Origin of the sequence: Blastococcus sp. VKM Ac-2987, assembly GCF_026967805.1 — a bacterium.
GTDB lineage: Bacteria > Actinomycetota > Actinomycetes > Mycobacteriales > Geodermatophilaceae > Blastococcus.
Genome location: NZ_JAPVBG010000002.1, coordinates 200,928 through 227,335, shown reverse-complemented (window position 1 = coordinate 227,335; position 26,408 = coordinate 200,928). Strand labels below are relative to the sequence as shown.

Here is a 26,408-nt window from a genome sequence, read left to right as displayed (position 1 = left end):
GCGCCCCGACGGCGTCCGCGCGAGATCTGACGGATCAGCCGGCCCGGCGCGGCTCGCCCGGGTAGGTGCCGAACGACCAGAGGTTGCCCTCCGGGTCGCGGGCGGAGAACTCCTGGGAGCCGTAGTCGGTGGTCGAGGGCGGCCGGACGACCTCCGCGCCCGCGGCGACCGCGCGCGCGTGCACCGCGTCGGGGTCGGCGGTCACGACGTAGCAGGCCGCGGTGCCCGGCCGCGCCGGCCACGCGTCGTCGCCGTCGTCCCGCACCGAGCCGAACATGACGCCCCCGCCCTCGGGCCAGGACAGCTGGGCGTGGTCGACCCGGTCGCCCTCGCCGTACACGGCGGTCTCCTCGAACCCGAAGGCGTCCACGAGGAAGCGGATCAGCCCGCGCGCGTCACGGGCCCGGAAGGCCGGCCAGACCGTGGGGGCCGGCGTCGTCTGCTGCTGGTCGCTCTGGTGCGTCGTCGTCATGGCGTCGACAGTGCCGTGCTGACGGCGGCGGTGTCTTGCACGAATCCGAACTCCGCGGCGAGCCAGCGGGTGGGCGGCAGGCCGGAGAAGGCCCGCCACTCCCGGGTGAGGTGCGCCTGGTCGGAGAACCCGCCGGCCACCGCCAGCGCCGCCAGGTCGGGGGCGCGCCCGGCCGCTACCCGGGAGGCCAGGGCACGCCGGGCGCGGTCGAAGCGGGTGACCCGCGCGGCCTCCTTGGGGGCGAGACCGGTCTCGGCGCGGAACCGCTGCTCCAGGTGCCGGGGCGACCAGCCGACCTGCCGGGCCACCTCCGCCACCCGCAGCCGACCGCCGGTCGCCGTGGTCAGCCGCCACGCCTCGGCGACCTCCGCCGGCGGGCCGGGGTCATCCCGACGCAGCTGCCGCAGCAGGACCTCATCCACCGCCGCGAACCGCCCGGACCAGCCGCCGGCCGCCCGGACGCGGTCGGCCAGCTCGCGCCCCGCCGGGCCGAGGACGGCGTCCAGCGGCACGTCGAGCGACGCCAGTGCAGCTGCCGGGCAGCCGAGCAGCGCCCGGGCACCGGCCGGCGTGAGGGACAGCTGGAGCCCGGCCAGCCGACCGGGGTGGACGATGCGGACCGGCCGGGTGTGCAGCCCGCCGACGACTGTGTCGTACCGGCCGGGCGGCTGCGCCGGATCGGGATGGGCGGCCATGCCCAGCGGCTCGTCCAGCGGAAGGATGAGGGTCAGCCAGGGGGACGGGAGACCGAGGTGCTCTCCGGGCGGCAGGCCCTCGTGCCGGTAGCCGACGGCGGCGGCGACGTACTGGCGCAGCGCGGGGTGCGGGCGGTGCACCACCGACTCCTGCCGCACGCCACCACGATGGCAGCGGAAGGGTCCCGGCTCCAGTAGCGCGTGTGCGACCAGGTCACGTGGGCGCCGATGCTGGCGCTCCGCGCCCGCGGCTCAGGAGCCTGCGGACGCCACCCCGAAGATCACCCCGACAGCCAGGAAGCCCACGCCGATCCAGCCCAGCACGATGCCGGCCGTCGCCATGCCGCCCCCGGACTCCCCGCGCTCCCGGATCTGGCTCTTCGCGGTGTAGCCGAAGACGAGCGCCAGGATGCTGCCGATCCAGTAGATCCAGAGGATGCCCAGCACCATCGAGGCGATGGCCATGCCGTTCGTGCGCCGTGGCGGGGCGTAGGGAAACCCGCCGATCGGCTGACGGTACGGGCCTGGGAACCCGGTCACTGGAGGCGGCGGGGGACGGTGGTAACCGCCGGCCGGTGGGTAGCCGCCGTAGGGCGCCTGCTCCTGCCCCCAGGCCGCGGGGCCCAGCCTGCCGTACGGGTCGCCGGCGCCGGGCTCACTAGGAGCGGGGTATGTCATCTGCTCGCTCCCGGGCGCGCATCCGGGAGCGACGTCGGCCCCGGGCGGTCCCCCACGTCGTGACGGTTAGCGACGGCAGTGAGACGCGACGCTTGGCACGACCACCCTGACGAGGGAGTCGTTGGGACCGAGGTCGGCTGACGCCGACGGAAAGGGGGAGGACGGCCAGTGCTCCACGGACGCCGGCACGCCGGCTTCCTCGGGGTGACGGCAACTGCCTCGAACTCTGCGAGAGCGGCGATGAGGTCGTCGACGTTTCCCCGGGCGATGACCCCAGGAGCCGGAAGGTCGTCCAGGTCCTCCAGCGCGGCATCCTCCAGCCACGCGCCGGGCGGCGGTTGAGCTGCATCCGCGCGCGTCGGGCCACAGACGGAAACCCAACCTCCAACCTGCACTTTGGGGGTCCTTCTCGACGCTGACCTGCGGTTTCTGTCGTACCGCGGCTCTACTCTCAGGGCGTCGGTCGGGGTCTGCCGGGAGGGGCGGGGGCATGTCAGAGCTGCGATCCGCCCTCGACGACCTGGCTGCGATCGACCTCGACGAGCTGTCGGACGACACGCTGCTCGACCTCGTCGGCGAGCTGAGCACCACGGCCAACCGCGTTGCCGCAGCGCTCACGTCGGCCGTGCGGGCCGCCGACCGTCGCGAGGCCTACCGACACGACGGCGCAGTGTCCATGAAGGCATGGCTGCGCGGCAGCTGCCGGATGGCTCCCGAGCAGGCGACGGCGACGGTCTCCACCGGCCGGCGGCTCGAGCTCCTGCCGGAGACCGCGGTGGCTTTCGCCTCCGGCGACATCACTGCGACGCACGCCCGCGTCATCACGAAGGCCATGACTCCCGGGCGGATCGCCAAGGCCGCCGTGGCGGGGATCGAGCTCGCGGAGAGCGACCGCATCCTGGCCGGACTGGCACGGGCGACGGGCCCTCAGGAGACCGCGCGCGGGGTCGCGCAGTGGGTCGCCGGCGTGGATCCCGAGGCACGCTGGACGACGCCGCCGACACCCGCCGCCGGTTCACCATGGCGTCCGGCCTGGACGGGCGGGTGCACCTGCGCGGGGAGCTCGACGCCGTCGGCGGCGAGTACCTGCACACGGCGCTGGCCGCACTGATGAACGGCGACCGCCCGGCCGACGACCTCCGGTCCCACGGGGAACGGCAGGGCGACGCTCTCATCGCACTGGCTCGCGGGGCCCTGGACGGCGGAGGGCTACCGACGGTTCGCGGTGAACGGCCGCACGTCCGGGTCACCATCGACCTGATGGCACCGTGCGCCGAACGAGGGGCTGCGGGCTTCGCGGGTGGCGCGCTCGGGTGGGCCGGTCCGATCAACCCGGAGACGGCGCGGCGGCTGGCCTGCGATGCCGGCGTGTCCCGCATCCTCACCGGCCCGAGCGGGCTGCCGCTCGACGTCGGCCGCGAACAGCGGAGCTCGAGCGCGGGCATCCGCCGCGCGATCGAGCTCCGCGACGAGCACTGCGTGTTCGCCGGCTGCGATGCCCCGCCGGAGTGGTGCGACGTCCACCATGTCGTCCACTGGGCCCACGGCGGGCCGACGAGCTGCGACAACGGCGCGCTGCTCTGCGAACGCCACCACACGAGCTGTCACGAAGGCGGGTTCACCATCCGCCGGGATCCCGGGACCGCTCGCTGGCACACCTATCGGCCGGACGGCACCGAGATCCTCAGCCGCGCCGGCCCCTGACCCACCGGCGGCACCGCCGCTGCCACCTACGCGCCGCGCGGGGCGTACATGATCACCGCGACGCCGACCAGGCAGAGCAGCGCACCGGCGACGTCGTACCGGTCGGGCCGGAACCCGTCGACGACCATGCCCCAGGCCAGGGAGCCCGCGACGAAGACACCGCCGTACGCGGCGAGGATGCGGCCGAAGTGCGCGTCCGGCTGCAGGGTCGCGACGAAGCCGTACAGGCCCAGCGCCACCACACCGGCACCGATCCAGGCCCAGCCGCGGTGCTCGCGGACGCCCTGCCACACCAGCCAGGCACCGCCGATCTCGGCGAGCGCGGCGAGGGCGAACAGCAGCAGCGAGCGGGTGACGGTCACTCGACCCCGTCGAGGAACCGGCGCAGCGTCGCCAGGAACACCTCGGGCTGCTCGGAGTGCACCCAGTGCCCGGCGTTCTTCACCTTCACCAGCCGCGTGGCGGGGAACAGCGCATCCATCTGCGGCCGGTCCTCCGGGAGCACGTAGTGCGAGTTCGCCCCGGCGAGCCACAGCACCGGCCCGTCGAAGGTCGCACCGGGCGGGGGCTCGGGGAAGCCCCGGAGCTCGCCGAGGTCGCGCTGGAGGAGCTCGAGGTTCAGCCGCCAGTGCCAGCCGTCGCCCTCCTCCTCCCGGCTCAGGCTCTGCAGCAGGAAGCTGCGCACCATCCGGCTGGGGACGGCGGTGCGCAGGGCGGCGTCGGCCTCGGTGCGGGAGCCCAGCGACTCCAGGTCCACCTCGCGCATCGCGGCGATGAAGGCGGCGAACGGCGACGCCTCCTCGTCGGGGTCCTCGGTGCGGCCGCCCTGCAGCGGGTACTCGACCGGGGCGACGTCCACGACCACCAGGGCCCGCAGCAGCTCCGGCCGGCGCAGCGCCAGCTGCATCGCCACCTTGCCGCCCATCGAGTGCCCGACCAGCGTGACCGGTTCGCCGTAGGGCGCCAGCTCCGCGGCGACCATCTCGGCCATGTCCACGTAGTCGATGCGGTCGGTCCACGGGGAGTGGCCGTGATTGGGCAGGTCGAGCAGGGTCACCCGGTGGTCCCCGGCCAGCCCCTTGGCGATGGTGGTCCAGTTCTTGCCCTGGCCGAACAGGCCGTGCACGAAGACGACGCGCGGGCCGGCCTCACCCACCGTCCGGGCGGCCAGGGTCTCGTCGGGGTTCTCCGTCACCGGGCGATTCCACCAGAGCGGGGCGCGCCGTGCGTCTCCCGGCCGTGCTCAGCCGAACACGACCTCGGTCTGCCCGGTGGCGTCGTCCAGCGTGATGTACCCGCCCTGGAAGTCGGTCCGGCTGCCGCCCGCGACGGCGTAGACGCCGCTCACCGGGTAGCCGAGCTGCCCCAGCTCCCAGCCGGTCTCCCCCCAGCGGGACCAGATCGGCCCGTACACCTCGTGCGCCCCGGTGCCCGGCGTGAAGTAGATCGAGGCGCCGCCGGGCCGGGAGAAGTTCTGGTAGCGCCCGACCCCGTCGGGCGAGCTGCGCTCCCCGGTGATCGGGTAGCCCAGCGGGCCCAGCTCGTAGGCCAGCGACCCGTAGTGCCCGCGGATGGCGCCGTAGATCTCGTGCGCCCCGGTCGCCGGGGTGAAGTAGATGGTCCCGGGGCGGGCGAAGTTCTGGTAGCGCCCGACGCCGTCCGGCGACCCGCGCTCCCCGGTCGTCGGGTAGCCCAGCAGGCCGAGCTCGTAGCCCAGCGACCCGTAGTGCCCGCGGATGGCCCCGTAGATCTCGTGTGCCCCGGTCGCCGGGCTGTAGTAGATCGTCGCCGGGCGGGCGAAGTTCTGGTACGCGCCGACGCCGTCCGGGGAGTATTGCTCCCAGTCCACCGGCACCCCGAGCATCCCGCCGTCCTGGCCGAGGGCCCGGTAGCGCCCCTCGATCGCCGACCAGCCGACCGACACCCCCATCCGCTGCCCGGCCTGCTCGCGCTCGGCGATGACCGGCCACAGGTTCGCCCGGCAGCCCTGCAGGGAGATCGACTGCTGCTGCATCACCCAGGCGGTGCGCCCGGGGGTGGGGCAGTCGGTGTGCGGGATGCCGATCCAGTGCCCGACCTCGTGCTGGACCACGTAGCGCTGGTACAGCGCGAGCGAGTGCGGCCAGCTGGCGGTGCCGAAGCGCCAGCGCTCGTCGTTGATGTACACCGAGCGACCCACCCGGCAGCTCCACTGGGCGCTGCAGCCGGGCGACGCCGCCGCGATCACCGACGGCGAGGCCAGGATCAGGTCGAAGTCGCTGCCCGACCCGACCTGCTCGAAGGCCAGGGTGCCCCCGAGGCTCCACCCCCGCGGATCGGTGAGCGCCTCGCGGGCGACGGCGGCGAACTGGCCGAGGTCGGCGGACACCCCGCCGCGCGAGGTCACGGTGTAGGTCACCGTCCGCTCCGCGGCCGAGGCGCCGGACGGCACCAGCACCACGCCCGCCAGCGCGACGAGGACGGCGAGAAGGCAACGAGCAGCTCGGGACATCAGGTCCTCCGGCGCGGACGGGACCGCCCACGCGTCCGGTCGACGTCGGGCCGGCATGCGGCGGACGCCCCCGCTCGGAACCGGCTTCTGACGGGGATCGGTCTACCGCATCCGGGCCGGCCGGTGAAGGGAGCTGCGCACGACGCCGCCCCGGCGTGCCCGGCGCCTGCGCGGCGCCGTCGGCCCCCGCCTCTACCGTGCCGGGGGATCCACGAGGGGGACGCAGATGCCAGGACGACGCCGGAGCGCGAGCAGCGGCCGCACGAGCAGCACCACCCGCACCCGTCGGACGACGGCGAAGGCGGCGCCGCGGAAGCCCGCCCCGCGGAAGGCGGCGGCGAAGCAGACCGCGCCCGAGCTGCCGACCGCAGCGCCGGGGGAGCGGGTGTGGGTGCTGTCGGTGCCGTTCCGGGCGCCGGCGCCGGGCGCCGTCTGGCACGCGGGACTGCAGGCCCACGTGTGGGTCGGCCGGGCGCTGCCGCCCGAGCTGGCGCCGTACGACCCGCCCGCCTACAGCCTGGAACGCTTCCTCGAGGACGAGCTGAACTCCACGCCCCGCCCGCTCCCCGAAGCCCGGCCGCTCACCCCGCGCGACCAGCAGTGCGACGGCGCCGACGTGGTGGCGGCGCACGCCGCGGCGGGGGGCCGGGTCTTCCTGCTCGGCGACGACCCGGGCGTCGGGAAGACCGGGACGGCGATCCTCGCGGTGAAGGCGATCGCCGAGCAACGCGACGTCCGCACGGTGCTGGTCATCGCCGACCGGCCGGCCGCCATCACCATCCCGCACTGGGCGCGCTCGATCGCCGGGTTCGGCGACGGCGGGCTGCGCTGGTGCGTCACCACCTGGGACCGGCTGGGCAAGGTGGCGAAGCTCCGGTTCGACGTCGTCGTCGCCGACGAGGCGCACATGGTGCGGCACACGACGACGCAGCGCTGGAAGCACTGGAAGGCCGTCTCCGGCGCCGCGCGGGTCAAGGACACCCCCTACGTGCTCGCCGCCACCGCGACCCCGGCGCACACGCCGCTCGAACTGCCCTACCTGGCCCCGGAGTTCGCTGCCCGGCACGGCGAGTCGATCAAGGAGTGGGCGGACCTCCCCAAGGCGCTGGAGCGGCACACGTTCCACGTGGAACGTGGCCGCTACGGCTGGCAATGGACCGAGGACGCCGACGAGCGCCGGGCCGACCTGGCCCGGCTGCAGACCTGGCTGGCCCAGGCCGACCCCCCGGCCACGCTGCACCGCCCGGCGCCGTGGGGGCCGGTCTCGGTCACCGGCACCCCGGTGCTGCTGACGCCGGCGGAGCGCGCGTCGTACGAGGCGGAGTGGTCGGAGTTCCGGGCCGAGATGCAGCTGGCCCGGCGCGGGCGGCAGGCGGCGCGCGGCCGGGCGGCGCTGCTGCGCTTCCGGCAGAAGGCCGGGCTGATCCGGGTGCAGGCCACCGTCGACTGGATCAAGGCCCAGGTGGAGGCCGAGCGGCAGGTGGCGGTGTCGGTCGAGTTCGTCGAGACCGCGGCCGACCCGATCCGCGGGGCGCTGCTGGACGCCGGCATCCCCGTCGCCGGGATCTACGGCCGCGACCGGTTCGACGTGGAGGCCGAACGGCTGCGGTTCCAGCGGGGCGAGGCCGCCGTCTGCGTCTTCACCGTCACCGCGTCGATCAGCCTGCACGCCGGGGAGCTGCTGCCCGACGGCGCGACGGCGTCGGAGACCCCGCGGGTGGGGCTGTTCCACCAGCCGCGGTTCTCCGGCATCCAGGCCCGGCAGGTGACCGGCCGGACGCACCGGGACGGGAGGACCTCGCCGTGGCGGGTGGCGTTCGCCGCCGACACGGTGGAGGAGCAGGTGGCCCGGGTGATGGTGGAGCGGCTGGCGGTGAGCGGCTCGGCGGCCGGTGCCGACACCTCGTCGCTGCAGGAGATCGCCGAACTGCTGGACGCCGACTGGCTGCCCGCCGCCGCCCTGACCGAGGGGTGACCCACCCGCCGGTCCAGGCGCGCAGCGGGCCGGGGACCCCTCCGCCGTGACGCCGGGCGCCGGCTGGGTTAGGTTCGGGCCGTACGTGGCACGGGGTGTCCCGCCCGGGGACTGAGATCACACCCGTCGAACCTGCTCCAGTTCGCACTGGCGAAGGGATGTCACCGGCGTGGAAGCCATCGACCTGAGCGCTGCCCGGACGGCGCTGACCGAGAACGCACCCCTGGTGCACTGCCTGACCAACACGGTCGTGCAGACGTTCACCGCCAACGCCCTGCTCGCGGTGGGCGCGGCCCCCGCGATGGTGGACGCGCCCGAGGAGGCCGGCGACTTCGCCGCCGTCGCCTCCGCCGTCCTGGTCAACGTGGGCACGGTGCACGCGCGCACCGCCGAGGCCATGCGGGGAGCCGCCCGCTCGGCCGGAGCGGCGGGCACGCCGTGGGTGCTCGACCCGGTGGCCGTCGGCGGCCTCGCCTACCGCACCCGGCTGGCCGCCGAGCTGGTCGAGCTGTCGCCCGCGGTCGTCCGCGGCAACGCCTCGGAGGTCATGGCCCTGGCGGGGGCCGGGGCAGGCGGGCGCGGGGTGGACAGCACCGCCGGGGCCGACGACGCGGCGACCGCGGCCGGCGAGCTGGCGGCGCGCACCGGCGGCGTCGTGGCCGTGAGCGGCGAGGTGGACCTGCTCACCGACGGCGTCCGGACCGTGCGGGTCGGCGGCGGCTCGCCCCTGCTGACCCGCACCACCGGCGCCGGGTGCGCGCTCGGCGCGCTGGTCGCCGCCTACGTCGCCGCGACCGGCGACGCGCTGACCGGCGCCGTGGCGGCGCACGCGCACGTCGCCCTGGCCGCGGAGCAGGCCGCCCGCACCGCCGCGGGGCCGGGGACCTTCGCCGCCGCCTGGCTCGACGCGCTGGACTCGGTGGGCCCGGAGGAACTCGCCCGCGCCGACGTCCGGCCCGCTCGATGAGCCCGGCCGTCGACCTCGCGCTGTACCTCGTCACCGACACCGCGCTGTGCCGCCCGCGGCCGGTGGCCGACGTGGTGCGCGCGGCCGTCGCCGGCGGGGTCACCGCCGTCCAGGTGCGCGACAAGCACGCCTCCCGCCGGGAGCTGCTGGCCCTGACCCGCGCGGTGCGCGCCGCCCTGGCCGACCGGCCGGACGTGCCGGTCGTGGTCAACGACGCCGTGGACGTCGCGCTCCTCGCCGGTGCGGACGGCGTGCACGTGGGCCAGGAGGACCTGCCGGTGACCGAGGTGCGGGGTCTGCTGGGGCCCGACCGGCTGGTCGGCCTGTCCGTGGAGAGCGCCGACGACCTGGCCGCGGCGCTGCGGCTGCCGCCCGGCACCGTCGACGTCGTCGGTCTCAGCCCGGTCTGGGCGACCCCGACCAAGCCGGAGGCCGGCCCGGGGCTCGGGCTGGACGCGGTGCGCGACCTGGCGCGGACGGCGCAGGCCGGCGGGCTGCGGGCGGTGGCGATCGGCGGCATCGACGCCGACCGGGCCGCCGCCGTGGCCGCCACCGGGGTCGACGGCATCTGCGTCGTCTCCGCCGTCTGCGCGGCGCCCGACCCGCACGCCGCGGCCGCCGCGCTGCGGGCGGCGATCGCACCGGTGGGCGCGCGATGACGCCGACCGCACTCACCGTGGCCGGCAGCGACCCCAGCGGCGGCGCGGGGATCCAGGCCGACCTCAAGACGTTCAGCGCCCTCGGCGCGTACGGCACCGCCGTCCTCACCGCGCTCACCGCGCAGAACACGCACGGCGTCACCGGCATCCACCCGGTGCCGGCCGGCTTCGTGGGGGAGCAGCTGCGCACGCTCCTCGACGACGTCGAGGTGCACGCCACCAAGCTCGGCATGCTGGGCAGCGCCGCGGTGGTCCGCGAGGTGGCGGCGGTGCTGGCCGAGCGCCGCCCGGGCCCGGTGGTCTGCGACCCGGTGATGGTCGCGACGAGCGGCGACCGGCTGATCGACGACGACGCGGTCGCCGCGGTCCGCACGGACCTGCTGCCGGTGGCCGACCTGGTGACGCCCAACGTCCCCGAGGCCGCCGCCCTGCTGGGCACCGCGCCGGCCGGCGACGTCGACGGGATGCACGCACAGGCCCGGGCCCTGCTGGAGCTCGGCCCGGGCGCCGTGCTGATCAAGGGCGGCCACCTCGGCGGCGAGGAGAGCGTGGACGTGCTCGCCACGGCCGCCGGGACGGCGGTCACCCGCCGGCCGCGGGTGCGCACGGCGGCCACGCACGGCACGGGCTGCACGCTCTCCTCGGCGATCGCCGCGCTGGCCGCGCGGGCCGGGGGACCGCCCGAGTGGGTACCGCTCGTCGAGGGAGCGCGCGACTACCTGCACCGGGCGCTCATCGGGGGCAGCTCCCTGAGCATCGGAACCGGGAACGGGCCGGTGCACCACTTCGCCGGGATCTGGCCGGCATGAGCGGGTTCAGCGACCGGGCCTGGGCGGCGACGGCGGAGGTCCGCCGCGCGATCGACGAGCTGCCCTTCCTCGCCGAGCTCGGCGCCGGCACGCTCTCGCCCGGGTCGTTCCGCCACTACCTGGAGCAGGACTCCCTCTACCTCGGCGGCTACGCCCGTGCGCTCGCCCTGCTCGCCGCGCGCGCCCCAGACCCGGCGGCGGCCGCGTTCTGGGCCGGCTCGGCGCAGAACTGCGGCGTCGTGGAGACCCAGCTGCACGCCGACCTGCTGGCCTCCGAGCTGCTCGGGCCGGCGGCCACCCCGCCGACCCCGTCGCCCACCTGTCTGGGCTACACCTCCTACCTGGTGGCGACGGCGGCCACCGCTCCGTACGCCGTCGCCGCGGCCGCCGTGCTGCCCTGCTACTGGGTCTACGCCGACGTCGGTGCACGCCTGGCGCCGCAGGCACGGGCCGCGACGGCGCACCCGTATCGCCGGTGGGTGGCCGCCTACGACGCCGAGCCGTTCCAGGTGGCGACGGCGCAGGCGCGCAGGCTGACCGACGCCGCGGCCCGGTCCTCGCCCGCCGACGAGCCGGCGATGCTGACCGCCTTCGCCGTCGCGACGCGCTACGAGCTGGAGTTCTGGCGCGCCGCGCACGCCCGCGAGAGCTGGGCCGTACCGATCTGACGCCGCGCCGCTCCGGGGCCGGTGCAGCCGGGGACGGCATCGCGGGCGATCATCGGGGGCATGCGGCGGGAGGCGAGCATCCTGCATCTGGACCTGGATGCGTTCTTCGCCGCCGTGGAGCAGCGCGACAAGCCGTCGCTGCGTGGCCGGCCGGTGGTGGTGGGCGGTGTCGGTGGCCGCGGCGTCGTCGCGACGGCTTCCTACGAGGCGCGGGCCTACGGCGCACGCTCGGCGATGTCGACGGCGGAGGCCCGGCGGCGCTGCCCTTCGGGAACGGCGTTCCTCGGCGGCCGGTTCGCCGCGTACCGCCGGACCTCCGACGTCGTCATGGAACTCCTCCGCGAACTCTCGCCGCTGGTGGAGCCGGTCTCCATCGACGAGGCCTACGTCGACCTCGCCGCCGGTCCGGGGCACGACCTCTCGGTTTCCGGTGTGACGGAACTCGGCCGGAGGCTCAAGGAGCGGATCGCGACGGCCACCGGGGGCGTCACCGGGTCGGTCGGCATCGGCAGCTCCAAGCTCATGGCCAAGATCGCCTCAGATCTCGACAAGCCGGACGGCCTCGTCGTCGTCCCGCCGGGCGGTGAGCTCGACGTGCTGCACCCGCTGCCGGTCACCCGGCTCGGCGGGGTCGGCCCGGCGACGGCGGAACGGCTGCACCAGGTCGGGGTGAAGACCGTCGCCGACCTGGCGGCGAAGTCGCTGCCCGACCTCGTCGCGCTGGCCGGGCGGGCGCACGGCGCGGGGCTGCACGCACTGGCCCGCGCGGAGGACGACCGCGCCGTCGTCCCCGACCGGGAGGTGAAGTCGGTGTCGCACGAGGAGACGTTCGAGCGCGACCTCACCGACGTCGGCGTCCTCGGCCGCGAGATCGACTCGATGGCGACCCGGGTGGGCAGCCGGCTGCGGTCGTCGGCCTACTCGGGCCGGACCGTCACGCTGAAGCTGCGCCGGTACGACTTCACCACCATCACCCGCTCCCAGACGCTGCCCCAGCCCACCGATGACGCCCGGCTGATCGCGGCGACCGCCCGCCGGCTGCTCACCGAGGCCGGCACGAGCGGGGGGCTGCGGCTGCTCGGCGTCGGCGTCTCGGGGCTGTCGCTCTACGCGCAGGGCGACCTGTTCGCCGACGACGAGGACCTCCCGCAGGAGTCGCCCGCGCCCGCCGGCCCTGAGGAGCCGACGGAGCAGCCGGCGCTGCCGGCCGAGAAGCGCTGGTGGCCCGGGCAGGACGTGCGACACGAGGAGCTGGGGGCCGGCTGGGTGTGGGGGCGGGGGCTCGGCCGGGTGACGGTGCGCTTCGAGGGACCGTTGACGCCTCCCGGGCCGGTGCGCACGCTGGCCGCCGACGACCCGTTGCTGCAGCCCGCCGACCCCCCGCACTGGAGGACGCCCGAGTGACCGGAACCGCGACCCGCTCCTGGTGGGGCTGGGGCACGACCGACCGCGCGCTGGACGACGACGAGTGCGCCACACTGGGCGCGCTGCTGCCCGGCCTGCCGGACCGGCCGCGCGCCGTGCCCGACCTGGCCGACGTCGCGCTGCCGCCGTCCCGGGTCAGCGCGCCGACGTCCCTGCCGGTGTCCACCTCACCCGCGGACCGGGCCGCGCACACGTACGGGAAGGCATACCGCGACGTCGTCCGGGCGCTGGCCGGGGACCTCTCCGGGGCGCCGGACCTGGTCGCCCTCCCCCGCGGCGAGGCCGACGTGGCCGACCTGCTCGAGTGGGCCGGATCGGCCGGGGTGGTCGTCGTGCCCTTCGGCGGCGGGAGCTCGGTCGTCGGCGGGGTCGAGTACCGCGGCGACCGGCCGTGGCTGTCGATGGACCTCACGGCGCTGGACCGTGTCCTTGAGGTCGACCCGGTCAGCCGGGCCGCCCGGATCCAGGGCGGTGCGCTGGGGCCGGTGCTGGAGGAGCAGCTGCGCCCGCACGGGCTGACGCTGCGGCACTTCCCGCAGAGCTTCGAGTTCTCCACGCTGGGCGGCTGGCTGGCCACCCGCGCGGGCGGCCACTACGCGACGCTGCACACGCACATCGACGACCTCGTCGAATCGCTGCGCGTCGTGACCCCGGCCGGGGTCAGCGAGTCGTGGCGGCTGCCCGGCTCCGGCGCGGGTCCATCGCCGGACCGGCTCTTCCTCGGCTCGGAGGGCACCCTCGGCGTCATCACCGAGGCGTGGATGCGGCTGCAGGACCGGCCCCGGTGGAAGGCCTCGGCGTCGGTGACCTTCGCCGACGTCAGCGCCGCCTTCGAGGCCGTCCGGGCGATCGCGCAAGCAGGCCTCCATCCGGCGAACTGCCGGCTGCTCGACCCGGGGGAGGCCGCGCTGGCCGGCGCCTCGGCGGGGGAGTCGGTGCTGGTGCTCGGCGTGGAGTCGGCCGCCCACCCGGTGGCGAGCCGGCTGGCCGAGCTCACCGACCTGGCCCGGGAGCACGGCGGCGTCGTCGCCGAGGCGGGTGGCGGGACGGACGCGGCCGCGGACGCCTGGCGGAGCACGTTCCTGCGGATGCCCTACGTCCGGGACGGCATGGCGCGGATGAGCGCGATCGTCGAGACGTTCGAGACGGCGTGCACCTGGGACCGCCTGGCCGAGCTGTACGCGACCGTCCGCGACGAGGTCGGCGCCGCCGTGACGGCGGTGACCGGTGCGCCGGGATTGCTGAACTGCCGCCTCACCCACGTCTACCCCGACGGTGCGGCGCCGTACTTCACCGTGCTCGCCGCCGGCCGGCCCGGGTCGGAGGTGGCCATGTGGGACGACGTGAAGGCGGCGGCGTCCGAGGTGCTGGGGCGCCTGCAGGCCACGATCACCCACCACCACGCGGTCGGCCGCGACCACCGGCCCGGCTACGACCGGCAGCGCCCCGAGCCGTTCGCCCTCGCACTGCGGGCGACGAAGGGCGCCCTGGACCCGGCCGGCATCCTCAACCCCGGCGTGCTGCTCGACGCAGCGCCGGACCACGCCCTGTAGAACGGCTCCATGACCGGACGTCCCGAACCCAGCGCATGGACCCGCATGACCGAGGAGGACCCCGGGCACTCGGCGGCCTACGTGCAGCGGTTCCGCACGCTGGCGGAGCAGGGGATGGACCTGGTCGGCGAGGCGCGGCTGGTCGACGCGATGCTGCCGCGCGGATCGCGGGTCCTGGACGCGGGCTGCGGGCCCGGGCGGGTCGGCGCGCACCTGCACGAGGTCGGGCACTCCGTCGTCGGCGTGGATGTCGACCCCGTGCTCGTGGCCGCCGCGGAGGAGGACCACCCCGGCCCGCGCTGGCTGGTCGGCGACCTGGCCGAGCTGGACCTGCCCGCCCGCGGCATCCCCGAGCCGTTCGACGCGATCGTCAGCGCCGGCAACGTGATGGCGTTCCTCGCCGCCTCCACCCGGGGTGCGGTGCTTCGCCGGCTGCGGGCGCACGTGGCCCCCGACGGGCGGGCCGCCATCGGCTTCGGCGCCGGCCGGGGCTACGAGTTCGACGACTTCCTCGCCGACGCCCGTGCCGCGGGCTGGGAGACGGACCTGCTGCTGTCCACCTGGGACCTGCGGCCGTTCACCGCCGCGTCGGACTTCCTCGTCGCGGTCCTCCGCCCGGCCTAACGGACTGTATCCGCGCCGGTCAGAGGCGGCCGTTGGCGCGCAGCAGCACCAGCGCCTGGACCGTGCGGTGGCCGCGCCACTCGAGCGTGGCCGCGGGGGAGTAGCTGGCGAAGTCGACCGCCCACCCGCCGTCGGCCCGCTGCCCCGCGGCCAGCCGGTCGAGCTCCGCCTCGACGACGGCCGGGGCGAACAGCGACCGCACCGGGCCACCCGGCAGCGGGGCGAAGTCGAGGGGCCGCATGTACTCGTCCTCGGCGCCGCCGGCCACGTGCAGCAGCCCGTCGGCCGGCACGAACGGGCGGAGGTGGTCCACCAGGTCGGCCGCCTCCGGTCGGACCGGTGCGGCGGCGTCGAGGAACTGGGCCGCGAAGGCCAGCTCCATGGCGTGCGTGCCCGGGTGGAGGCCGCCGATGGCGGTCAGGCAGTGCTCGGTCGCCCGGGCCAGCCACGGGGAGGCGGCCACGGCCGGGTCGGTGCCGGCCACCCGGTGCGCCACCGCCGCGACGACGGCGGTGATCTGCAGCGAGGAACGGGCGGGATCGGCGCCGGTCCAGAACGGGGCGCTCGCCGCCGGGTCGGGAACGGGCAGCGCGAACGGCAGCCCACCGTCGGGCAGGGTCGCCGAGCCGAGCCAGTCGCACAGCTCCCGCGCCCGTCCGGTGGTGGCCGGCGCGACGTCGGCGAACACCTCGAACGCGTGCAGCGCACCACCGGGCTGGCTGGTCCCCGAGCGCAGATCGGGCTCCAGGCCCCACCCGTAGCCGCCGTCGGCGTTGCGGTAGCCGTCGACGGCGGCCAGCACCGGCCCCGGCTCGGCACCGCCGCCGAACAGCAGCTCGAACCGCCGCCGGTCCAGCACGCGGCCCGCAGCGGCGAGGAAGTCGGCGGCCGCGGTCAGGTCGACGCTCACCGCACCACCCTGGCGCACCGCGCGGCCGGTGTCAGCCGTCCACTCGCGGCCGGGCGGCCGGTTTCCCGTGAAACCCCCCCGCCCCCTGCGCTCAGCCGTCCGCGGACGGCGGCGCCGGCAGCGCCACACCGAGGGCCACGGTGAGGTCCCGGACCATCAGCGGCTCCTCGAGCCGCGGCCCGTAGATCTCGCGCAGCTGCGTCATCCGGTAGCGCACGGTCTGCGGGTGCACGAACAGCGCGGCGGCGACCTGGTCGCGGCGGCCGTGGTGCAGCAGCCAGCTGCGCAGGGTCTCGGTGAGCTTCTCGCGTGCCGTGTCCCCCACCGAGTCCAGGGGCGCCAGCACCCGGGCCCGCAGGTCGGCCAGGGCGTCCTCGTCGGCGCGGACGACCAGTTCCGCCAGGCGGGCGTCGGTGTCCAGCGGCCCGGCGTCGTCCGGCGCCATCCCGAGGCGGAGCGCACGCAGCGCCCGGTGGTACGACGCCTGGGCGTTCCACCAGGTCCGCGCCGGCCCGACCACCGCCTCGCGGCCGCCGAGACCGCGCAGCAGCGCCCCCCGGGCAGCGCCCTCCGCGTCGGGCACCAGCAGCACCGCGAGGTCACTGGTCCGGTCGAGCTCGGGGACGTCCTCGGCCGCGATCAGCGTGCGCGGGTCGAGGGAGGCCAGCGCACCCCGGGTGCGGCCGTCCGGGAGGAGCACGGCCGTCAGGGTGCGCGGCGGCGTCCACTCCGCCCGCTGCGCCATCGCGGTCAGCTCGGTGTGCGGGCTGCCGGTGAGCAGCCCGTGCGCCAGCCGTTCCCGCAGCCGCTGGCGGGCCCGGCCACTGGAGGCCAGCTCGTCGGCGTGCCCGGCCACGCTCGCCGCGGACAGCCGGTCGATGTAGGCGAAGACCAGCTCGGCGAACCGGGCGACGGGTTCGGGCCCCAGGCCCGCGGCGACCGCGGCGGCGCTCATGTCCCGCCAGGACACCCGCGCACCGACCCGGTAGGCGGCCAGCAGGGCGTCCATCGAGCGGCCGGTGCGCGCCTCTCCCCTCCCCAGTGCGTACGCGGCCTCGACGACCGGCCCACCCGGCGTCCCTGCGTCGGCGTTGCCACCGGCGGCCGCGAGCTGCAGGAACCCGCGCAGGGTCAGCTCGACGGCGCTGGAGATCTTGCGGCCCATCGGGCCGGAGAACGCGTCGGCGTAGCTCGGCACCGCGACGATGATCTCCTCGACCGCGCGCTCGGCCACCCTCGGCAGCTCCACGCGCATCGCCTCCGCGACGGCTTCGGGGAACGGAGCGGTATCCGGCGTCATCTGAGCTCCTTTGTCCTCGGCGAACAGAAGCTACCGGCCGATTCACGTCCGGGGCACAGGTATTTGACTGCCGCACTGGGAAAGCTAAGAGCATGACCGCAACCGCCCCCCGCCCTCCGGTGGCCCGACCGCCGGCGCGGGTCGCGCTGCGCGACCGGGTGCTCCGGGTCGCCGAGCTGGTGACCACCCCGCTGCTGCCGGTCGACTACCTCGACCTGTTCGACCCGCTCCGCTCCGGTGCGGCCCTGCGCGGCCGGATCGAGGCCGTGCACCCGGAGACCCGGGACGCCGCGAGCATCGTGATCCGCCCGGGGCGGGACTGGCTGCCGCACGTGCCCGGCCAGTACGTCCGCATCGGGATCGACATCGACGGCGTCCGCCAGTGGCGCGCCTACTCGATCACCTCGATCCTCGACCGCGCCGACGGCTGCTTCAGCATCACGGTGAAGGCCATCCCCGGCGGCAAGGTGAGCAACCACCTGGTGCACCGGGCCCGCCCGGGCACGATCATCCAGCTGGACCAGGCGACCGGGGAGTTCTGCCTGCCCGAGGAGACGCCCGCCAAGGCGCTGTTCGTCACGGCCGGGTCGGGGATCACGCCGGTGATGGGCATCCTGCGCAACCACGCCGAGCAGCTGACCGACACCGTGCTGGTCCACTCGGCGCCGACCTCCGAGGACGTCGTCTTCGGCGAGGAGCTGCGGCAGATGGCCGCCGAGGGCCGGATCACGCTCATCGAGCAGCACACCGACAGCGCCGGGATGCTCGACGCCCGGTCCATCGCCGAGCTGGTGCCCGACCTGCACGAGCGCGCCACCTGGGCCTGCGGTCCCGTGGGCATGCTCGAGGCCCTGGAGGAGCACTGGGCGTCGGTGGGCATCACCGACCGGCTGTACACCGAGCGCTTCCGCCCGCGGATCCTCGTCACCGGCGAGGGCGGCACGGTCACCTTCACCAGGAACGGCACCACCGTCGAGGCCGACGGCGCCACGCCGATCCTCGACGCCGCCGAGGAGGCCGGCGTCCTCATGCCCAGCGGCTGCCGCATGGGCATCTGCTACGGCTGCGTGCTCCCGATGCGGGCGGGCGCGGTCCGCGACCTGCGCAACGGCGAGATCACCACCGCCGAGGACGTCGGTGACGGCGTCCTCATCCAGACCTGCGTCAGCGCCGCCGCCGGCGCCTGCGACATCGACCACTGACCATCTCGAGCCCCTAGGAGCCCGGACATGACCGTCATCCAGAAGAAGCCCGAGAACCCGATCGCCCACCTCACCCCCGAGGACATCGAGCTCATCGGCAAGGAGCTCGACACGATCCGCCAGGAGATCCGCGACAGCCTGGGCGAGGACGACGCCAAGTACATCCGCACGGTCATCGACGTGCAGCGGAAGCTCGAGCTGGGCAGCCGCGCCGTCCTGCTGTTCTCGAAGTTCCCGCCCGCGTGGCTCGTGGGCACGGCCGGCCTGTCGGTCGCCAAGATCCTCGAGAACATGGAGATCGGGCACAACATCCTGCACGGCCAGTGGGACTGGATGCGCGACCCCAAGATCCACTCCACGACGTGGGAGTGGGACATGGCCAGCCCGGCCGAGCAGTGGAAGCACTCGCACAACGAGCTGCACCACACGTACACGAACGTGATCGGCAAGGACAACGACCTCGGGTACGGCATCATGCGCGTCGACGAGGACCAGAAGTGGCACCCGATGTACCTGGCGCAGCCGCTCTGGAACTTCATCAACGCCTGCTTCTTCGAGTACGGCATCGCCGCCTACGACCTCGAGCTGGGCAAGAACCTGGCCAGCAAGAAGCGCCGCAACGACCCGAAGTTCCGCGCCGCCACCAAGCAGGTGCTGAAGAAGATCCGCAACCAGGCCACCAAGGACTACGTCGTCCACCCGCTGCTGTCGGGCCCGTCGTTCCTGCCGACCCTCGCCGCGAACTTCACCGCCAACGTGGTGCGCAACCTCTGGTCGCACTCGGTCATCATGTGCGGCCACTTCCCGGAGGGCGTCGAGACGTTCGAGAAGAGCTCGATCGACGGCGAGACCCGCGGCGAGTGGTACGTCCGCCAGATGCTCGGCTCGGCCAACATCTCGGGCAGCAAGGCCATGCACACCATGACCGGGAACCTGTCGCACCAGGTGGAGCACCACCTGTTCCCCGACATCCCCAGCAACCGGTACGCCGAGATCGCCCCGCGGGTGAAGGACATCTTCGACCGGTACAACCTCACCTACCACTCCGCCCCGCTGTACAAGCAGGTCGCGAGCGCGTGGCACAAGGTCATCCGCCTGTCGCTGCCCAACGGCTGGTTGGCGGAGACCACCCCGAAGAACGCCCCGGCCCAGCTGGCCAAGCTGTACAAGATGACCACCGGCGGACCCAAGGTCCGTCGCGCGCTGCAGCGGCAGACCGCCGCCTGATCCAGCAGCTCCCCTGCGGGGGATGAACCACAGAGGCCCAGAACCGGATCGGTTCTGGGCCTCTGCGGTTCAGGGCGTGCCGGTGATCAGGGGCGGAGCGCCGGCTGCTCGAAGTTCAGCGGGAGCAGCAGCGCCGGGTCGCTGATCGGCACCTCCCACACCGGACCGGCCCCGTCCGGGTCGATGACCTGGCCGGTACCGAGGAACGCGGCGACCTGCGCCTGCCCCTGCCGGCCCCCGGCGGTGGCGATGTTCAGCAGGAAGCTGTGCGGGTTGGGCACCCGGTCCGCAGCCTTGTCGTTGCGGAAGAGGCTCGTCCGCGACCACAGGTCGCCGGCGTCGATCAGCGTGTACGACGTCGGGTTGGGCACCGTCTGGTCGCCGTAGGCCACCTGCACCAGCACCCGGTCGTGCCGGATGAGGGGCGCGAACGTCTCGGGGCTGCCGGGCCGGGTCAGCCACGTCGCCCTGGCCAGGTAGTCCTGGATCGCCACCGCGCCGGGCACGGTCGCGGTGACCGGCCCCTCACCGCGCAGCGGCATCTGCTCCTGGAAGAACGCCCGCGTCGGGTCGGCGCTGTTGGTCAGCCCCGCCGCCGTCAGCGACTGGGTGATCAGCAGCCGGAACGCCGGCGACAAGCGGGCGATCTCGGTCACCGGGCCGCCGGGCACGTTGAGCACCGAGCGGGCGATCGTCCGGTCGGTTCCGGCGAGCATGGTGCCGTAGATCCCGCCGAAGCTCTGCCCGAAGTAGGTGACCCGGGCACCGGAGAGGTCCGCGCGCCGGTCGCCGTCGACGTCCGTGCCGTCCAGCGAGCGGACCAGCGTCATGATGTCGGCCGCGGTCTGCCGCAGCGCGTCCCGCGAGGAGACCGCGGCGGCGTCCCCGGTGGCCGAGGAGCCCTCGGTGCTGCCGATCGCCGCACCGGCGTCGTCCTGGTCGACGCCCCGGCCGTAGCTGGGCAGCGTCGTGGTGACCCCGCCGCTGGTGACGAGCCACTGGCTCTCCGGGCCGAAGCCGTGGCCCACGACGTTGGTGGAGATCGTCGCGATGCCGCTCTGCGCGTTCGTGGCGGCGGCGAGGAAGACGTTCGCCGTCGAACCGGTGAAGCCGTGCCCGAAGACCGCCACCGGCCAGCCGCCGCGCGGCGCCGGACCCGCCGGTAGGACGGCGACGAACGGCAGGCGCTCGGCCTCCACCGGCGCCGGGCCGATGTCCCGGGTGGGGGTCTGCTCGATCGTGACGTCCGGGCGGAGCCACGACGGGGCCAGGTAGGAGCCGAAGACCAGCGTGCCGTCGGCCACCGGCTGGATGACCGCCGCCGGCAGGGGGTCGGCGGGGCCGGCGTCGGCCTGGAACTGCAGGGTGGTCCCCGCTGCCGGGAAGACGCCGTCGATCTCCAGCCCCGGGCGCTGGATGCCGACCGCCTGGAGGGCGCGGCCGGACTGGATCTGCCGGTTGAGGTCGATGAGCCCGTCGGTGGCGCTCAGCGTCGTGAACGTCTCCTCAGTGGCGCCGTTGCCCGGGCCCGCCTGGACGCTCAGGCGGTAGGTGGTCCCGGGGGCCAGCTGCTCGGCCGGGTGGGCGTACAGCGTGTGCGTGGCCGGGTCCCAGACGACGCGGTCGACGCCGGTCCGCCAGGAGCCGCGCGCCTCCTGGACGGTGATCCGCTGCGCGACCTGCGCCGGGTCGACCGCCGCGTCGAACTGCACCGCGAGGCGCGGGTCCAGGTCGAAGCCGTCGAGCTCGTTGAGGCGCTCGACGAGGCCGCAGGTGAGCACCGCGCCGCAGCCCTCGGTCGGCAGGGCCACCCGCAGGCCGGTGAGCTGTCGCGAGTCGGGGACGGTCAGGTCGTTCGAGGGAAAGACCGAGACCGGCATGGCCGGGGCGGGGGCGGCGAGCGCTGGTGAGGCCGTGGCGGTCAGCGCCAGGGCGCCGACGACCGACGCGGCCCGACGCCAGGAACGTGAGGACAAGTGGGCTCCAATGTCTCAGGGGGCCCTCTTCCTAGCCGAGGGTGATGCGCACCACAACTGTTGCCGTCCGCAATCGTGCAGGTCGCAGCGCTGTGCTGGACGGAACGGTCCGTCGGCAGTGCTCCGCGCCCAGTCGTTGAGGTGACCGCGCGGCGGATGCCGTGACGCAGCGAGGCCCGGGACCGGACCGGTCCCGGGCCTCGCTCACGCCGTGCGCCTGCTGCTGCTCAGTTAGCCATGTCCACGAAGCGGCTGTAGTGGCCCTGGAAGGCGACGGTGACGTTCGCCGTGGGGCCGTTGCGGTGCTTGACCAGCATGATGTCGGCCTCGCCGGCCCGCGGGGACTCCTTCTCGTACATGTCCTCGCGGTGGATCATCATGACCATGTCGGCGTCCTGCTCGATGGAGCCGGACTCACGGAGGTCCGACAGCATCGGCTTCTTGTCCTGACGCTGTTCCGAGCCACGGTTGAGCTGCGACATCGCGATCACCGGGACCTCGATCTCCTTGGCCAGCAGCTTGAGCGCACGGGAGAACTCCGAGACCTCCTGCTGGCGGCTCTCGACCCGCTTGCCCGACGTCATCAGCTGCAGGTAGTCGATGACCACGAGCTTGAGGTCGTTGCGCTGCTTGAGCCGCCGGGCCTTGGCCCGGATCTCCATCATCGTCATGTTCGGCGAGTCGTCGATGTAGAGCGGGGCGTCGGCCACCTCGCCCATGCGGCGCGCCAGCTTCGCCCAGTCCTCGTCGGAGAGCGTGCCGGCGCGCATGTGGTGCAGCGGCACCTTCGCCTCGGCCGACAGCAGGCGCATGGTGATCTCGTGCTTGCTCATCTCGAGCGAGAAGATCACCGCCGGCATCTGGTGCTTCACCGTGGCCGAGCGCGCGATGTCCAGGCCCAGCGTGCTCTTGCCGACACCAGGACGGGCCGCGATGACGACCATCTGGCCGGCCTGCAGGCCGTTGGTGAGCTCGTCGAGGTCGCGGATGCCGGTGGGGACGCCGCGCGCGGTGCCGCCGCGGGAGGCGATCGCGTCCAGCTCGTCCATCGTCGGCTGGAGGACGTCCTCGAGGCGCGAGTAGTCCTCGCTCATCCGCTTCTCGGTGACGTCGTAGATCTCCTGCTGGGCGCGGTCGACGATGTCGTCGACGTCGCCCTTGCCGCCGGCCGCGCCGTACCCGAGCTGCACCACGCGGGTACCGGCCTCGACCAGCCGCCGCAGCACCGCCTGCTCGGCGACGATCGCGGCGTAGTAGCCGGCGTTCGCCGCCGTCGGGGTCGACTGGATGACCGTGTGCAGGTAGACCGCGCCGCCCATCTTGGACAGCTGGTCGGTGCGGTTGAGCTCCGCGGCGACGGTGATCGCGTCGGCGGGCTCACCACGCCCGTAGAGGTCCAGGATGCAGTCGAAGATCACCTGGTGCGCCGGACGGTAGAAGTCGTTGCCGTGCAAGACCTCCACGACGTCGGCGATCGCGTCCTTGCTCAGCAGCATGCCGCCGAGCACCGACTGCTCCGCCGCGACGTCCTGGGGCGGCTGCCGGTCGTACTCCGGCGCCGTCACGGACGGTCGGCTGAACTCGTCGGCCACCGCCACGGGGGTACCTCCATCTCCTTGCGGGCGCGCCCGCATGCCACCGCGCGCAGGGGAAGTACGCGAGCTCGGCGGGCGCCGCCGGACCGAACGTCCGTTCGATCCATGCCTACCGGAGGGGACCGACAGTCCGCCGTCCCCGTGGTGGCCGGAGAGGACGTTAGGAAGCTGCGGCGGAAGAGTCCACCACCGCTGTGCACGTCGATCTGCACAACTTGTGGACAAGTCGGTGGACGGAGGCGTGTCGACATGTGGAGGGAGCGGGGGACGGCCGACCAGCGTCCCGGGCCGCACCCCTCGCCACCTGCACGGACGCCGGCCACCGGGTGTGGACGGAAGAAACTTGTCGAGAAACTTGTGGGCGTCGCACCACGTGTCACAGCGGTGCGCCGGCCGGCCCGGAGGGCCCTCGGGCGCACGCGTCAGCCCGGTCGCCGGAGCCCCGGACGGGCTCCTGCGGGCACGCCGGAGCGACGACGGTCGGACCAGGCCCCGATCGCGCTCCGGGACCGGCTCGGGCCGTCTCAGCGCGGGACCGCGCCCCGCTCCGGACGCACCCGTCCGGAGACGCCACGAGGGGCGCCGGACGATGTCCGACGCCCCTCGTGGGCAGTGCAGCGGCCCTCCGGCTGGAGGGCCGTTCCTCACTCGGCGACGACGTCGATCGTCAGCTGGGAGGTGACCTCGGGGTGCACCCGCACGGTGACGGTGTGCTGGCCCGTGGTCTTGATGCTGCTGGGCAGCTCGATCCGGCGACGGTCGAGCTCCGGGCCGCCGGCCGCGGTGACCGCGGCGGCGACGTCGGCGGTGGTGACGCGGCCGAACAGGCGACCACCGTCACCGGCGCGCGCCGGCACCCGGACGGTCAGGCCGTTGAGCCGGCCCGCCATGGCCTGTGCCTCCTCGTGGGAGGCCACCTCGCGGGCGGCACGCGCCCGGCGCAGGGAGTCGACCTGCTTCTCGGCACCCCGGGTGGCAACGATGGCCAGCCCGCGGGGCAGGAGGTAGTTGCGGCCGTAGCCGCCCTTGACCTCGACGGTGTCGCCGGAGGACCCGAGACCGGTGACCTCCTGCGTCAGGATCAGCTTCATCGTGCTCATGATCAGCGCGCCGTCGAGGTGTAGGGCAGCAGCGCCATCTCACGGCTGTTCTTCACGGCCGTGGCGACGTCGCGCTGGTGCTGGCTGCAGTTGCCGCTGACGCGGCGGGCACGGATCTTGCCGCGGTCGGAGATGAACTTCCGCAGCAGGGTCGTGTCCTTGTAGTCGATGTAGGTCGCCTTGTCCTTGCAGAACTGGCAGACCTTCTTCTTGGGCTTGCGAACAGGGGGCTTGGGCACCTGGTTCTCCAGAGAGATTCAGTCAGAGAGGAAGAGGGTCAGAACGGCGGTTCGTCGGACGGACCGGCAGGCGTCGACCACGGGTCGCTCGCCCCGCCACCGCCACCACCGAAGCCGCCACCGCCACCGGCACCGCCGCCGAAGCCGCCGCCACCGCCGCCGCCGCCCTCACCGCGCGAGGCGCGGGTGACCTTGGCCGTGGCGTAGCGCAGCGAGGGGCCGATCTCGTCGACCTCGAGCTCGACGACGGTGCGCTTCTCGCCTTCCTTCGTCTCGAACGAGCGCTGCTTGAGGCGGCCGCTGACGATGACGCGCGATCCGCGGGTCAGCGACTCGGCCACGTTCTCCGCGGCCTGCCGCCAGACGTTGCAGCGGAGGAAGAGCGCTTCGCCGTCCTTCCACTCCTGCGACTGGCGGTCGAAGGTGCGGGGCGTCGAGGCCACGGTGAAGTTGGCGACGGCGGCGCCCGACGGCGTGAAGCGCAGCTCCGGATCGGCGGTCAGGTTGCCGATGACGGTGATGACGGTTTCGCCGGCCATGGTCAGTGGACCTCGGGCCGCATCAGCTTCGTGCGCAGGACCGACTCGTTCAGGTTCAGCTGGCGGTCCAGCTCGGCGACCGCAGCAGGCTCCGCCTGGATGTCGATGACCGCGTAGATGCCCTCGGCCTGCTTGTTGATCTCGTACGCCATCCGGCGACGGCCCCAGATCTCGGTCTTGACGGTGCCACCGGAGTTGGTGACGACGGTCAGGAACCGGTCGAGCGAGGGCGCGATCGTGCGCTCCTCGAGATCGGGGTCGAGGATGACCATCAGTTCGTAGTTGCGCATGGAGAAACCCCACCTCCTCTGGTCTCAGCGGCTGCAGGACATCTGCAGCAGGAGGGTCGTACATGCGTCGCGCGCCCCGGCACGAGCCGGAACGCGCGGACCCAGGTTACCAGCGGCGCGGGAGCGGCCACCAGGCGCTGTCGGCGGCAGGTGGTACGGGTGGACCGGCAACTCGCCGAGATAGGGAGGATCCGCATGGCAGCACACCCGATCGGCGTCCACGTGGGCGCCGGGCTCACCGACGACGGCGAGCTGGACAACGGCGGGCCGCTGGCCCGCGCGGCGGAGATGGACGCCGACGGTGTCCAGGTCTTCCTCGCCGACCCGCAGGGGTGGAAGGCCCCCCGCCCCCGCCCGGACGCCGCGGCGCTGGTGGCCTCCGACGTCGCGGTGTTCGTGCACGCGCCGTACGTGCTGAACGTGGCGACGACGAACAACCGCATCCGGATCCCCAGCCGCACGCTGCTCGGCAAGCACGCGCAGGCCGCCGCGGACGTCGGTGCCCGCGGCCTGGTCGTGCACGGCGGGCACGTGCTGGCGAAGGACGACCCGGCGGCCGGCGTGGACAACTGGCGCAAGACGTTCGCCCGCCAGGCCGAGCAGGGTGGCTTCCCCGTGCCGGTGCTGATCGAGAACACGGCGGGCGGTGGGGACGCGATGGCGCGCGACCTGGACGCCCTCGGGCGGCTGTGGGACGCCGTGGGCGAGTTCGGGGCGGGTTTCGTCCTCGACACCTGTCACGCGTGGGCCGCCGGCTGGGACCTGTCCACCGTCGTCGACTCGGTGCGCGCGGTGACCGGCCGGATCGACCTGGTCCACCTGAACAACAGCCGTGACCCGGCCGGGTCCAGCCGGGACCGGCACGCACCGCTGGCCGCGGGCGAGATCCCGGCGGACCTGCTGATCGACGTCGCCCGCGCCGCCGGCTGCCCGATCGTGCTGGAGACGCCGGGCGATGCGGCCGACCACGCCGAGGAGATCGCCACCCTCCGCGCCGCCCTGGAGCGCTGACCGGAAGCCGGCGCTCCCCTCAGGGAGCGGGGAACGGCTCTGGCTCGGTCACGCCGAGTGGGACCCGGAGGGTCCCGCGCAGGCGCGACGGACGCGCTCAGCCCAGCCGGGGGACGGCACCTGACCGCGGTGTGACCAAACACCCGGGAACGGCTCTGGCTCGGTCACGCCGAGTGGGACCCGGAGGGTTCCGCGCAGGCGTGACGGACGCGCTCAGCGCAACCGGGGGACGGCACCTGACCGCGGTGTGACCAAACACCCGGGAACGGCTCTGGCTCGGTCACGCCGAGTGGGACCCG

General features: G+C 74.3%; 25 protein-coding genes, 1 pseudogene and 1 riboswitch. Of the genes and pseudogenes, 12 read left to right on the top strand and 14 right to left on the bottom strand.

Features of this window, described 5'->3' with window-relative positions; all coding sequences use genetic code 11:
- Positions 1-34 precede the first annotated feature (34 nt).
- From O2W17_RS09930 to O2W17_RS09920, 3 genes are all read right to left on the bottom strand, one after another.
- Positions 35-472: a VOC family protein gene (locus O2W17_RS09930; protein ID WP_269192264.1), complete on the bottom strand. Its 438-nt coding sequence runs from the start codon at positions 470-472 to the stop codon at positions 35-37.
- On the bottom strand, positions 469-1,326 hold the full coding sequence (locus tag O2W17_RS09925) for a helix-turn-helix domain-containing protein (RefSeq protein ID WP_269192263.1): 858 nt from the start codon (positions 1,324-1,326) through the stop codon (positions 469-471). Before O2W17_RS09925 ends, O2W17_RS09930 begins: the two co-directional genes overlap by 4 nt.
- A 93-nt stretch (positions 1,327-1,419) precedes the next feature.
- Positions 1,420-1,632 carry a DUF4190 domain-containing protein gene (locus O2W17_RS09920; RefSeq protein ID WP_269192262.1) on the bottom strand — a complete coding sequence of 71 codons (213 nt, stop codon included), beginning with the start codon at positions 1,630-1,632 and terminating at the stop codon, positions 1,420-1,422.
- Between the two features lie 703 nt (positions 1,633-2,335).
- Here O2W17_RS09920 and O2W17_RS09915 point away from each other — a divergent pair.
- Positions 2,336-3,549, top strand: a pseudogene (locus tag O2W17_RS09915) (DUF222 domain-containing protein).
- 26 nt (positions 3,550-3,575) lie between these two features.
- Here the strand turns inward: O2W17_RS09915 and O2W17_RS09910 are convergent.
- Genes O2W17_RS09910 through O2W17_RS09900 form a run of 3 tightly spaced genes read right to left on the bottom strand, consistent with a single transcriptional unit; the run spans position 3,576 to position 6,040 of the window.
- On the bottom strand, positions 3,576-3,911 hold the full coding sequence (locus O2W17_RS09910; RefSeq protein ID WP_269192261.1) for a YnfA family protein: 336 nt from the start codon (positions 3,909-3,911) through the stop codon (positions 3,576-3,578).
- Entirely contained in the window at positions 3,908-4,744 is an 837-nt protein-coding gene (locus tag O2W17_RS09905) for an alpha/beta fold hydrolase (protein WP_269192260.1), read from the bottom strand. The genes O2W17_RS09910 and O2W17_RS09905 overlap by 4 nt, the downstream gene beginning before the upstream one ends.
- Before the next feature lie 48 nt (positions 4,745-4,792).
- Positions 4,793-6,040, bottom strand: coding sequence for a DUF3152 domain-containing protein (locus tag O2W17_RS09900; protein ID WP_269192259.1), 1,248 nt, complete (start codon positions 6,038-6,040; stop codon positions 4,793-4,795).
- A 226-nt stretch (positions 6,041-6,266) separates the two neighbouring features.
- Here O2W17_RS09900 and O2W17_RS09895 point away from each other — a divergent pair, with 226 nt between their 5' ends.
- The 8 genes from O2W17_RS09895 (at position 6,267) to O2W17_RS09860 (ending at position 14,720) form a co-directional block, all read left to right on the top strand.
- Positions 6,267-8,015, top strand: a complete 1,749-nt coding sequence (locus O2W17_RS09895) for a helicase (protein WP_269192258.1) — start codon at positions 6,267-6,269, stop codon at positions 8,013-8,015.
- Between the two features lie 81 nt (positions 8,016-8,096).
- A riboswitch (TPP riboswitch) is annotated at positions 8,097-8,191 on the top strand.
- Positions 8,185-8,982, top strand: coding sequence for a hydroxyethylthiazole kinase (gene thiM, locus O2W17_RS09890; protein ID WP_269192257.1), 798 nt, complete (start codon positions 8,185-8,187; stop codon positions 8,980-8,982). It overlaps the preceding riboswitch by 7 nt.
- A complete protein-coding gene (gene thiE, locus O2W17_RS09885; protein WP_269192256.1) occupies positions 8,979-9,641 on the top strand; it encodes a thiamine phosphate synthase in 663 nt (220 codons plus the stop codon). The genes thiM and thiE overlap by 4 nt, the downstream gene beginning before the upstream one ends.
- Positions 9,638-10,450, top strand: coding sequence for a bifunctional hydroxymethylpyrimidine kinase/phosphomethylpyrimidine kinase (gene thiD / locus O2W17_RS09880; RefSeq protein WP_269192255.1), 813 nt, complete (start codon positions 9,638-9,640; stop codon positions 10,448-10,450). The genes thiE and thiD overlap by 4 nt, the downstream gene beginning before the upstream one ends.
- Positions 10,447-11,118 carry a TenA family transcriptional regulator gene (locus tag O2W17_RS09875; RefSeq protein WP_269192254.1) on the top strand — a complete coding sequence of 224 codons (672 nt, stop codon included), beginning with the start codon at positions 10,447-10,449 and terminating at the stop codon, positions 11,116-11,118. The genes thiD and O2W17_RS09875 overlap by 4 nt, the downstream gene beginning before the upstream one ends.
- Positions 11,119-11,178: 60 nt before the next feature.
- Positions 11,179-12,522, top strand: coding sequence for a DNA polymerase IV (locus O2W17_RS09870; RefSeq protein WP_269192253.1), 1,344 nt, complete (start codon positions 11,179-11,181; stop codon positions 12,520-12,522).
- Entirely contained in the window at positions 12,519-14,096 is a 1,578-nt protein-coding gene (locus O2W17_RS09865) for an FAD-binding oxidoreductase (RefSeq protein ID WP_269192252.1), read from the top strand. Before O2W17_RS09870 ends, O2W17_RS09865 begins: the two co-directional genes overlap by 4 nt.
- 45 nt (positions 14,097-14,141) lie before the next feature.
- Positions 14,142-14,720 carry a class I SAM-dependent methyltransferase gene (locus O2W17_RS09860; protein ID WP_269192251.1) on the top strand — a complete coding sequence of 193 codons (579 nt, stop codon included), beginning with the start codon at positions 14,142-14,144 and terminating at the stop codon, positions 14,718-14,720.
- A gap of 19 nt (positions 14,721-14,739) precedes the next feature.
- Here the strand turns inward: O2W17_RS09860 and O2W17_RS09855 are convergent, their stop codons facing one another.
- Together O2W17_RS09855 and O2W17_RS09850 are read right to left on the bottom strand one after the other, a co-directional pair.
- Complete coding sequence (locus O2W17_RS09855) at positions 14,740-15,630, bottom strand: hypothetical protein (protein WP_269192250.1); 891 nt, start codon at positions 15,628-15,630, stop codon at positions 14,740-14,742.
- A 91-nt stretch (positions 15,631-15,721) separates the two neighbouring features.
- Entirely contained in the window at positions 15,722-16,930 is a 1,209-nt protein-coding gene (locus O2W17_RS09850; protein ID WP_269192249.1) for a PucR family transcriptional regulator, read from the bottom strand.
- A 92-nt stretch (positions 16,931-17,022) separates the two neighbouring features.
- On the opposite strand from O2W17_RS09850, the gene O2W17_RS09845 reads away from it, so the two are divergent.
- Both O2W17_RS09845 and O2W17_RS09840 read left to right on the top strand, forming a co-directional pair.
- Entirely contained in the window at positions 17,023-18,132 is a 1,110-nt protein-coding gene (locus O2W17_RS09845) for a ferredoxin reductase (protein WP_269192248.1), read from the top strand.
- 27 nt (positions 18,133-18,159) lie between these two features.
- A complete protein-coding gene (locus O2W17_RS09840) occupies positions 18,160-19,359 on the top strand; it encodes a fatty acid desaturase family protein (protein WP_269192247.1) in 1,200 nt (399 codons plus the stop codon).
- Positions 19,360-19,445: 86 nt separating this feature from the next.
- On the opposite strand, the gene O2W17_RS09835 is transcribed toward O2W17_RS09840, so the two are convergent.
- The 6 genes from O2W17_RS09835 to rpsF form a co-directional block, all read right to left on the bottom strand.
- Positions 19,446-21,335 carry a hypothetical protein gene (locus O2W17_RS09835; protein ID WP_269192246.1) on the bottom strand — a complete coding sequence of 630 codons (1,890 nt, stop codon included), beginning with the start codon at positions 21,333-21,335 and terminating at the stop codon, positions 19,446-19,448.
- A gap of 227 nt (positions 21,336-21,562) precedes the next feature.
- Positions 21,563-22,933, bottom strand: a complete 1,371-nt coding sequence (gene dnaB, locus O2W17_RS09830; RefSeq protein WP_269192245.1) for a replicative DNA helicase — start codon at positions 22,931-22,933, stop codon at positions 21,563-21,565.
- Positions 22,934-23,574: 641 nt separating this feature from the next.
- Positions 23,575-24,021, bottom strand: a complete 447-nt coding sequence (gene rplI / locus O2W17_RS09825; RefSeq protein WP_269192244.1) for a 50S ribosomal protein L9 — start codon at positions 24,019-24,021, stop codon at positions 23,575-23,577.
- An 11-nt stretch (positions 24,022-24,032) separates the two neighbouring features.
- A complete protein-coding gene (rpsR, locus tag O2W17_RS09820; protein WP_073422051.1) occupies positions 24,033-24,269 on the bottom strand; it encodes a 30S ribosomal protein S18 in 237 nt (78 codons plus the stop codon).
- Between the two features lie 38 nt (positions 24,270-24,307).
- Complete coding sequence (locus O2W17_RS09815; RefSeq protein WP_269192243.1) at positions 24,308-24,808, bottom strand: single-stranded DNA-binding protein; 501 nt, start codon at positions 24,806-24,808, stop codon at positions 24,308-24,310.
- 2 nt (positions 24,809-24,810) lie between these two features.
- A complete protein-coding gene (rpsF, locus tag O2W17_RS09810; RefSeq protein WP_269192242.1) occupies positions 24,811-25,098 on the bottom strand; it encodes a 30S ribosomal protein S6 in 288 nt (95 codons plus the stop codon).
- Positions 25,099-25,293: 195 nt separating this feature from the next.
- Between rpsF and O2W17_RS09805 the strand changes: the two genes are divergently transcribed.
- Entirely contained in the window at positions 25,294-26,109 is an 816-nt protein-coding gene (locus O2W17_RS09805) for a deoxyribonuclease IV (RefSeq protein WP_269192241.1), read from the top strand.
- The last annotated feature ends 299 nt before the right edge of the window (positions 26,110-26,408 follow it).